The sequence below is a fragment of the Bacillus sanguinis genome, from assembly GCF_018332475.1.
In the GTDB taxonomy this organism is placed as follows: domain Bacteria; phylum Bacillota; class Bacilli; order Bacillales; family Bacillaceae_G; genus Bacillus_A; species Bacillus_A sanguinis.
Window position 1 is genome coordinate 1 of record NZ_BOQB01000157.1, and the last position, 9,543, is coordinate 9,543.

Below are 9,543 nucleotides of genomic sequence, written 5' to 3' on the forward strand. Positions count from 1 at the left end.
AAATAAGAAGGTCTTTTTTGTTATACAAATACATTTATATAATAATATCATTTTTGGATTTAATAGATTGAAAATTAAGAAAATGTTATAATAATTAAAATAATATCTTTATATAATAAGGGGGAAATTGAAATGACTGGAGGTAGTGTAATCTTTTGGGGGATTTTAATTTTCATCGGTTTAGTTTTTGATCAGCGTAATAGTAAGAAAAAAGAAGGAGCAAAAAAGTAACCGTTTACAAATGAATAAGCAACTTTTCTTGCTTGCAGACTAATCTCATAAAGGAGTATACTGAATGACGGTAAGACTTATAGAAGGGGTAATGAAAATGAAGCTTGCAGGAAAAGTTGCTATCGTAACTGGCGGTGGCATCGGTATTGGACGTAATACAGCTCTTTTGTTGGCTAAACAAGGCGCAAAAGTAATTGTGACGGACATTGATCAAGAAAGTGGACAAGCAACAGTGGAGGAAATTACGAATCTAGGCGGAGAAGCACTTTTTGTATCCTATGATATGGAAAAGCAAGGTGATTGGCAACGCGTAATTAGCATTACTTTGAATGCATTCAGTCGCATTGATATGCTTTTTCAAAATGCTGGTTTATATAAAATAGATTCTATTTTTTCACGCCAACAAGAGAACGATTCCAATGTACTTTGTATTAATGACGTTTGGATAGAGATAAAACAATTAACGTCATCTTTTATGAAACAGCAAGAAGAAGTGGTGCTGAGTGACTTACCTATTTTCGGTATTATTGGCACGAAAGGACAATCATTTCATACAGTAGAAGCCCTCGTATAATAATGAAAACCGCCCTCAAAATATGTGGACGGTTTTTTTGTATGTGATATAGGAAAAATTATTTTTTAACGAATACGTTGTTCAGTTTGGCTATCAAAGAAATGCGCTTTATTCATATCAAATGCTAGTTTAATTTGATCTCCAGGTGAAAATGTATGTCTTGCATCAACACGTGCTGCAAAATCTTGATCTCCGAGTTTCATATATAAAATAGATTCAGCACCTAGTAATTCAGCAACTTCGATTTTTGTTGTGAAGGCAGTAGATTGTGAAGCTTCTAAAAATAATAGTTCATCATGCATGTCCTCAGGGCGAATACCTAAAACAATCTCCTTATTTACATAGCCTTGTTCACGTAACATCTTCATTTTTCCTTCAGTTACTTTAATTTTTATTGCATTGTCTATAACGAAATCGGTTTCAGTTAATTTACCACGGAAGAAATTCATCGCTGGAGAGCCAATAAATCCACCAACGAAAATGTTTTCAGGTGTTTCATATACTTCTTTGGGAGTTCCGATTTGTTGAATTTTTCCGTCTTTCATAACAACGAGACGTGAAGCCATTGTCATTGCTTCTGTTTGATCATGTGTTACGTAAATTGTTGTTGTTCCAAGACGGTGGTGTAATTTAGAAATTTCTGAGCGCATTGCAACACGTAATTTAGCGTCTAAGTTAGATAAAGGTTCATCCATTAAGAACACTTTCGCGTCCCGAACGATTGCTCTACCTAACGCAACACGTTGACGTTGCCCACCAGATAACGCTTTCGGTTTTCTATCTAAATATTGCTCCAGTCCTAAAATTTTTGCTGCATCTTTCACACGACGATCGATTTCGTCTTTTGGTATTTTTCTAAGTTTTAATCCAAATGCCATATTATCATACACACTCATATGTGGATATAAAGCATAGTTTTGGAAGACCATTGCGATATCGCGATCTTTTGGAGGGACATCATTCATTAGCTTACCATCAATTGAAAACTCTCCTTTTGAAATATCTTCAAGTCCAGCCACCATTCGTAATGTTGTAGATTTTCCGCATCCAGAAGGACCGACAAATACGATAAACTCTTTATCTTGAATGTGTAAATTAAAATCTGTTACAGCTGTTACGTTATTATCATATATTTTATAAATGTTTTCTAATTTCAATTCTGCCATGGTATTGCCCCCTAGGAAAATTATGCAAACGTTTTCTTTGAGTTCATTATAAACGAATAGATTCAAAAAATAAACAAAAAAATAAAACGTTTTCATTTATTAGAGGTATATTAGTAATTTTCGTATGTTTTCTTAGAAATATAAGAATAAAAATTGTAAGCGCTATTTTAAATTAAGGTAGAATCTGTTATCATTCATTAATGAAAACGTTTGCGCCTTAAAAAAGAGAAAATCGAATTATTAATGAAATGGGGTAGCATAATGGAAAAACAGTGGTGGAAAGAAAGTGTAGTATATCAAATTTATCCTCGTAGCTTTATGGATAGTAACGGTGATGGTATTGGAGATCTTCGTGGTATTATTTCGAAGCTAGACTATTTAAAAGAATTAGGGATTGATGTCATTTGGTTATCACCGGTCTATGAATCTCCAAATGATGATAATGGTTATGATATAAGTGATTATTGTAAAATTATGAATGAGTTCGGAACAATGGAAGATTGGGATAAGCTATTACATGAAATGCATGAACGTAATATGAAACTTATGATGGACTTAGTTGTTAACCATACTTCTGATGAACATAATTGGTTTATTGAATCACGTAAATCAAAAGATAATAAATATAGAGATTACTATATATGGCGTTCTGGAAAAGAAGGAAAAGAGCCGAACAACTGGGGGGCAGCTTTCAGTGGGTCGGCATGGCAGTATGATGAAATGACAGATGAATATTATTTACATCTGTTCTCTAAAAAACAACCGGATTTAAATTGGGATAATGAAAAGGTAAGACAAGATGTTTATGCAATGATGAAGTTTTGGTTAGAAAAAGGAATTGATGGCTTCCGCATGGATGTTATTAATTTTATTTCTAAAGAAGAGGGATTACCAGCTGTTGAAACCGAGGAAGAGGGGTATGTTTCAGGTCATAAGCATTTTATGAACGGTCCAAACATTCATAAATATTTACATGAAATGAATGAAGAAGTATTGTCTCATTATGATATTATGACGGTTGGTGAAATGCCTGGTGTAACGACAGAAGAGGCGAAAATGTATACTGGGGAAGAACGAAAAGAACTGCAAATGGTATTCCAATTTGAACATATGGATTTAGATTCGGGAGAAGGCGGAAAATGGGATGTAGAACCATGCTCACTCCTTACTTTAAAAGAGAATTTAACGAAGTGGCAAAAAGCATTAGAGCATACAGGGTGGAATAGCCTGTATTGGAACAACCATGATCAGCCACGTGTTGTATCTCGTTTTGGTAATGATGGAATGTATCGTATTGAATCTGCGAAAATGTTAGCGACGGTGCTTCATATGATGAAAGGAACACCGTATATTTATCAAGGAGAAGAAATCGGAATGACGAACGTTCGATTTGAATCGATTGGTGAATATCGAGATATTGAAACATTAAATATGTATAAGGAAAAAGTTATCGAGCACGGTGAAGATATAGATAAAGTGATGCAGTCTATTTATATAAAAGGCCGAGATAATGCTAGAACACCGATGCAGTGGGATGATCAGCATCATGCTGGATTTACAACAGGTGAGCCTTGGATTACGGTAAATCCTAACTATAAAGAAATCAATGTGAAACAAGCACTCCAAGACGAAGATTCAATTTTTTATTACTACAAAAAATTAATTGAACTACGCAAAAATAATGAAATAGTTGTGTATGGATCATACGATTTAATATTAGAGAATAATCCTTCTATTTTTGCATACGTAAGAACATATGGAAAAGAAAAACTTCTTGTTATTGCAAACTTTACTGCGGAAGAATGTGTATTTGAATTGCCTGAGGACGTTAGTTATAGTGAATCAGAGTTATTAATACACAATTACGACGTAGAGAGTGGATCGATAGATAACATGACATTACGTCCGTATGAAGCGATGGTATTCAAAGTGAAATAAGAAAAAGCCTTATACCACTTCGGTATAAGGCTTTTTTGATTACCATTTTAATATGGAGAATCCATATGGAGGAAGTGTGACTTGTAATACACTTGCTTCCGCTGAAAATTCTTCGTTTGTATAAATATTAATGATTTTCTTTCCGGTAACATGGAGAGGGAGTGAAGCTGTAATGTCACTATTAGTCGGATTTAAAACGAAAAAGATAGTTTCATCTTCATATGTTTTCGTATAAGAAATATAATTATGTTCATCATTTGCTTCGATGAATTGGAAAGCACCATGTCCTCCAAATGCTTTATGTTGCTTTCGTAATGAAATTAATGTTTGTACATGTGTAAATAATAGATGATCTTGTTCTTTCGTATCCCAAATCATACATTTGCGACAAGCTGGATCCATACCGCCGTCCATACCAATTTCGTCTCCATAATAAATACAAGGAGAGCCGATGAAAGAAAGATGGAATACATAAAGTAATTTTAATTTATTTTTATCTCCGTTACATGTTGTCAATATTCTTGGTGTATCATGGCTGTCTAATAAATGAAACGCTGCCTCATTTACATTCATAGAGTAGGAATGGAGAGATTCTGTAATTTGTTTCATAAATTCATTTGCTTGAATGGAATCGTTGGCAAAGTAAGACAGTAGAGCATTTGTAACAGGATAGCTCATTACAGCATCAAATTGATCTCCTTGTAACCATGGTAGTGCATCGTGCCAAATTTCTCCTAATATATATACTTCAGGATTTAATGCCTTTATCTCGCTTCGGAATTCTCTCCAAAAGCTATGATCGACTTCATTTGCTACATCAAGGCGCCAACCGTCTATATTGAATTCTCTTACCCAATAACGCCCTACTTCAAGTAAGTATTCTTTTACATCTGGGTGTGCTGTATTTAATTTAGGCATATACGGTGTAAACGCGAAAGTATCATAATTTGGAAGTGGCTCAGTTCTAATTGGGAACTCATGAATATGGAACCACTCTTTATATGCTGATTGCTCACCATTTTCTAGTACATCTTGAAATTTATCGAAAAAGTATCCACTATGATTAAATACGGCATCGAGCATTACTTTTATACCGTGTGTATGACATGCTTGAATGAGTTCTTTAAACGTTTCTTTTGTACCAAATTGCGGATCGATTTCCATGTAGTCAATTGTGTCATATTTATGGTTTGAATGTGCTTTGAAAATAGGTGTGAAATATATTCCCGAAATTCCAAGCTTCACAAGGTAATCAAGGTTTTGAATAATACCGGTAAAATCTCCACCGAAAAAATTAGTTGGAGTTGGCTCAGCGCTGCTCCAAGGAAGGGTGTTTTCTGGATTTAGTGCACGATCTCCATTAGCGAACCGTTCCGGGAAAATTTGATACCAAACGGTGTCTTTAATCCAGGAAGGTGCTTTGAATACATCATTTGCATGAATAAATGGGAAACAGAAAAAGTTACCAACGTCATCATTTGGAATGCTGGAAAAAAATCCTCGCTCTGCATAAATAAGCGTTTCTGTCTCCGCTTTTAATTCAAATCCGTAACGTAAGCGCTTAAATTTGGGTTCAATGGAAATGGACCAAAAATCAAATAATGTAGTAGAACCAGTTTTTTTCATCGGTGTACTTGATGTAATCCATTTTCCGTCTTTCCAATCATAAGGGTCACCATAAATAAGAGTGGCGCTTTGAACATCGTCTTTTTTCGTACGTATTCGGATGTGAATCGTTTTTTCATCGTAAGCGTATGCGTAATTATCTTTTGGCCTATGATAAATGGCTTCTTTAAGCATATAGAAAATCCCCCTTTAATATCTCCATACATATTATTCCCTTACGTGTAATAATAAAGCATATGTTGCAAACGATTGCCTTTTGCATAGCTTTAATATTGCTTATAAGAGTAGTATTCATTTCATATAAAGTCAATGTACAAAGAGTATAGTAATAATATTTTTAAAATTAATATTTGCAAAATGAATAAAAGAATGTATAATGATAGACAAATAGCGCAAACGTTTTCATAGATTAAGATAGTGTTTGCGCTTCTATTAAACCATTAAATGCAAACGTTTTCAATTAGTAAGGTACATATACAATTTAGGGAGGTTTTTGGGATGAAGAAAGCATTATCATTATTAACGGTTTCAGCATTATCAATTGGTATGTTATCTGCATGTGGACCGAAAGATTCAGGGAAAAAAGAAGAAAGTAAAGCAAAGAAAGATTACGATCTTCTCGTTTGGGAAGATGATAAAAAAGGTGTTGGTTTAGAACCAGCAGTGAAAAGCTTTGAGGAAAAATATAAAGTAAAGGTAAAAGTTGTTGAAATGCAAATGACAGATCAAGTGAAGAAGTTACGCCTTGATGGACCAGCGGGGACTGGACCAGATGTTGTAACATTGCCACATGATCAAATCGGAAACGCAGTAACAGAAGGTTTACTTTCTGAAGTGAAAGCTGACGATGCTGTTAAGAGTAAATTTACTGAGTCATCAATAGCGGCACAGACATATAACGGAAAATTATATGGTTTACCAAAAGCGATTGAGACACCAATCTTTATTTACAATAAAAAATTAATGCCAAAAGCACCAGAAACGATGGACGAGCTGTTTAACTTCTCAAAAGAGTTTACAAAAGATGGCAAGTACGGATTTTTAACATTAGGAGATAACTTCTACTTTGCTAATGCATTCATGGCAGGTATGGGTGGTTATGTGTTTGGTGAAAAAGATGGGAAGCCAAATGCAAGTGATGTTGGATTAAATAATAGCGGAGCAGTACAAGGTGCTGAATATCTTCAAAAATGGTACAAAGAAAAGTTATTCCCGAAAGGTATTATCGGTGAATCTGGTGGACCTGCTGCTGATGGACTATTTAACGAAGGAAAAGCAGCATCTATTATGAATGGTCCATGGGCGTTCCAAGCGATGGAAAAGAACGGAATTGATTATGGTGTTGCTCCAATGCCAAAATTACCAAACGGTCAACCAATGAAAACGTTTGTTGGGGTTAAAGGATGGCATGTAACAAGTTTCTCTAAACAAAATGATTTAGCTACAAAGTTTACTGAATGGGTAACAAATGAAGAAAACGCAAAAATTCGATTTGAGAAAACAAAAGAAATTCCTCCAGTAAAAGCAGTAATGGAAGATCCAATCATTAAAGATAATGAAGCTGCAAAAGCAGTTGCAACGCAATCTGAAAATGGAATTCCAATGCCAAACATTCCAGAAATGCAAGAAGTATGGAAACCAGCTGGAGATGCGCTTCAATTAGTTGTTACGGAGAAAGAGGCACCAAAAGCAGCACTTGATAATGCAGTGAAGCAAATTAAAGGTAATATTGAGGCAAATCATAGTAAGAAAAAATAAGGTGAAATTCGTGCCTCTCATATGAGGGGTACGAATTCTCTCCCAGAAAAAAGGGGGAAGGAACATGCAAACATTGGAACCAGCAAAAGGCTTAAACGGTTCAAAACATAGGAAAATGGCAACCATGTTATCAATCATTCCAGGCATGGGCCAAATATATAATAAACAATTTGTAAAAGGTCTTATTTTTCTAGTATTAACAGGTTCATTTATTGTAGCATTTGCTGATTTATTAAATATGGGATTATGGGGAATTGTAACGCTTGGTACAGAGGTTCCACGTGACCATTCTGTCTTTCTATTAGTAGAAGGAATCTTGGCACTCATTGTCATCGTGTTTGGACTCGGAATATATGCGTTTAATTTATATGATGCATACCAAAACGGGAAGAAACGTGATATAGGAACACCTTTAAATTCTGTAAAAGAGCAATACCGTAATTTACTAGATCAAGGTTTTCCATATTTAATGGTTTCACCAGGTTTTCTATTACTTATCTTTGTAGTTGTATTTCCAATCATCTTCGTAATTTTAATTGGATTTACGAACTATGATCTATATCATTCTCCTCCAGCTAAATTAGTAGATTGGGTAGGATTTAAAAACTTTATTGATATCTTTACATTACCGATGTGGAGAGAGACATTTTTAAGTGTATTTTCTTGGACTGTCATTTGGACATTCGTTGCCACGACATTACAAGTTGCACTTGGTATTTTCTTAGCAATTATCGTAAATCAGCCTGGTATTAAAGGGAAGGCGATTATTCGAACAATCTTCATTTTACCGTGGGCAGTCCCAGCATTCGTATCTATTCTTGTTTTCTCTGGTATGTTTAATGAAACATTTGGAGCAATTAACAATCAAGTATTAGCTTTATTCGGAATTGAAAAGATTGCTTGGATGACAGATCCATTTTGGGCGAAGGTTGCTTTAATTATGATTCAAACGTGGCTTGGATTCCCGTTCGTCTTTGCAATGACGACAGGTATACTGCAATCGATTCCAGGAGAATTATATGAAGCTGCTACAGTGGACGGAGCTACTGCTTGGCAACAGTTTCGTAAAATTACATTGCCACTTGTTCTATATGCAACAGCACCAATATTAATTACGCAATATACGTTTAACTTTAATAACTTTAGTATCATCTATCTATTTAACGGCGGAGGTCCTGCTGTAGCTGGACAAGACGCAGGTGGAACAGATATTTTAATTTCATGGATTTATAAGTTAACGATGACTTCAGCGCAGTACGGAAAAGCAGCAGCTCTTACAATGATCTTATCGTTAATCGTTATTACAGTTGCGTTATGGCAATTTAAGAGAACAAAATCATTCCAAGAAGAGGATATGATGTAAATGAATATTAAAAGACAAAAGATGTTACGTCTCTCATTAAGTTATCTCGTTATTTTCGTAATGTGTGCCATCATTTTCTATCCATTATTATGGATTATTGGCTCATCGTTTAATCCAGGTGATAGTTTATCTGGATCAAGTATTATTCCACAAAATGCAACGTTAGATCATTATCGTAAGTTATTAGATTTAGAGAATAGTAATTATTTACTATGGTATAAAAACACATTAAAAGTAAGTGTTTTAACGATGATTTTCTCAGTGTTAGCAATTAGTTTTACTGCTTATGCATTTTCAAGATACCGTTTTGTTGGAAGAAAAAATGGTTTATTAACATTTTTAATTCTGCAAATGATTCCAAACTTTGCAGCGTTAATCGCTCTATACGTATTAGCGCAGTTAACAGGATTAATTGATACGCACCTTGCATTAATTTTAATTTATGTCGGCGGGGCAATCCCAATGAATACATGGCTTATGAAAGGGTATTTTGATACGATTCCGAAAGAATTGGATGAGTCAGCTCGTATGGATGGGGCAGGACATTTCCGTATTTTTTGGCAAATCATTATGCCACTTGCAAAGCCAATCGTAGCAGTTGTAGCGTTATTCACTTTCATCGGTCCATTTACAGATTTCATTTTAGCGAGTATTATTTTGCGCACACCAGAAAATTATACGTTAGCAGTTGGGTTATATGAAATGGTAGCGAAGAAATTTGGTAATGAATTTACAACGTTTGCAGCGGGTTCCGTATTGATTGCGATCCCAATTTCAATTTTATTCCTATCACTACAAAAATACTTTATCTCTGGTTTAACTGCTGGAGGTACGAAAGGATGAAAAATGGGACATTACGTCCCATTTTTCTTTTCATCTCCCTATAA

Annotated in this window: 8 protein-coding genes; 6 read left to right on the plus strand and 2 right to left on the minus strand. The window is 34.8% G+C overall.

What is annotated here, in order from left to right; genetic code table 11:
* Window positions 1–132: 132 nt before the first annotated feature.
* Together KI369_RS17345 and KI369_RS17350 are read left to right on the plus strand one after the other, a co-directional pair.
* Entirely contained in the window at window positions 133–231 is a 99-nt protein-coding gene (locus tag KI369_RS17345) for a hypothetical protein (RefSeq protein WP_000145654.1), read from the plus strand.
* A 64-nt stretch (window positions 232–295) separates the two neighbouring features.
* Entirely contained in the window at window positions 296–805 is a 510-nt protein-coding gene (locus KI369_RS17350) for an SDR family NAD(P)-dependent oxidoreductase (protein ID WP_000218416.1), read from the plus strand.
* Window positions 806–870: 65 nt separating this feature from the next.
* Here the strand turns inward: KI369_RS17350 and KI369_RS17355 are convergent, their stop codons facing one another.
* Entirely contained in the window at window positions 871–1,971 is a 1,101-nt protein-coding gene (locus KI369_RS17355; protein WP_151632857.1) for an ABC transporter ATP-binding protein, read from the minus strand.
* 261 nt (window positions 1,972–2,232) lie between these two features.
* On the opposite strand from KI369_RS17355, the gene malL reads away from it, so the two are divergent.
* The gene (malL, locus tag KI369_RS17360) at window positions 2,233–3,909 is read left to right on the plus strand and encodes a glycoside hydrolase family 13 protein (protein ID WP_212956750.1); all 1,677 of its coding nucleotides are present in this window, start codon (window positions 2,233–2,235) and stop codon (window positions 3,907–3,909) included.
* Window positions 3,910–3,948: 39 nt separating this feature from the next.
* Here malL and KI369_RS17365 read toward each other — a convergent pair whose 3' ends face one another.
* Window positions 3,949–5,709 (minus strand): alpha-glycosidase, encoded by a 1,761-nt coding sequence (locus KI369_RS17365; RefSeq protein WP_212956751.1) that lies wholly within the window; start codon window positions 5,707–5,709, stop codon window positions 3,949–3,951.
* A gap of 324 nt (window positions 5,710–6,033) precedes the next feature.
* Here KI369_RS17365 and KI369_RS17370 point away from each other — a divergent pair, with 324 nt between their 5' ends.
* The 3 genes from KI369_RS17370 (at window position 6,034) to malD (ending at window position 9,499) form a co-directional block, all read left to right on the plus strand.
* Window positions 6,034–7,293, plus strand: a complete 1,260-nt coding sequence (locus KI369_RS17370) for an extracellular solute-binding protein (protein WP_212956752.1) — start codon at window positions 6,034–6,036, stop codon at window positions 7,291–7,293.
* 64 nt (window positions 7,294–7,357) lie between these two features.
* Entirely contained in the window at window positions 7,358–8,656 is a 1,299-nt protein-coding gene (gene malC, locus KI369_RS17375; protein ID WP_212956753.1) for a carbohydrate ABC transporter permease, read from the plus strand.
* A complete protein-coding gene (malD, locus tag KI369_RS17380; protein WP_001022608.1) occupies window positions 8,657–9,499 on the plus strand; it encodes a maltosaccharide ABC transporter permease MalD in 843 nt (280 codons plus the stop codon).
* The last annotated feature ends 44 nt before the right edge of the window (window positions 9,500–9,543 follow it).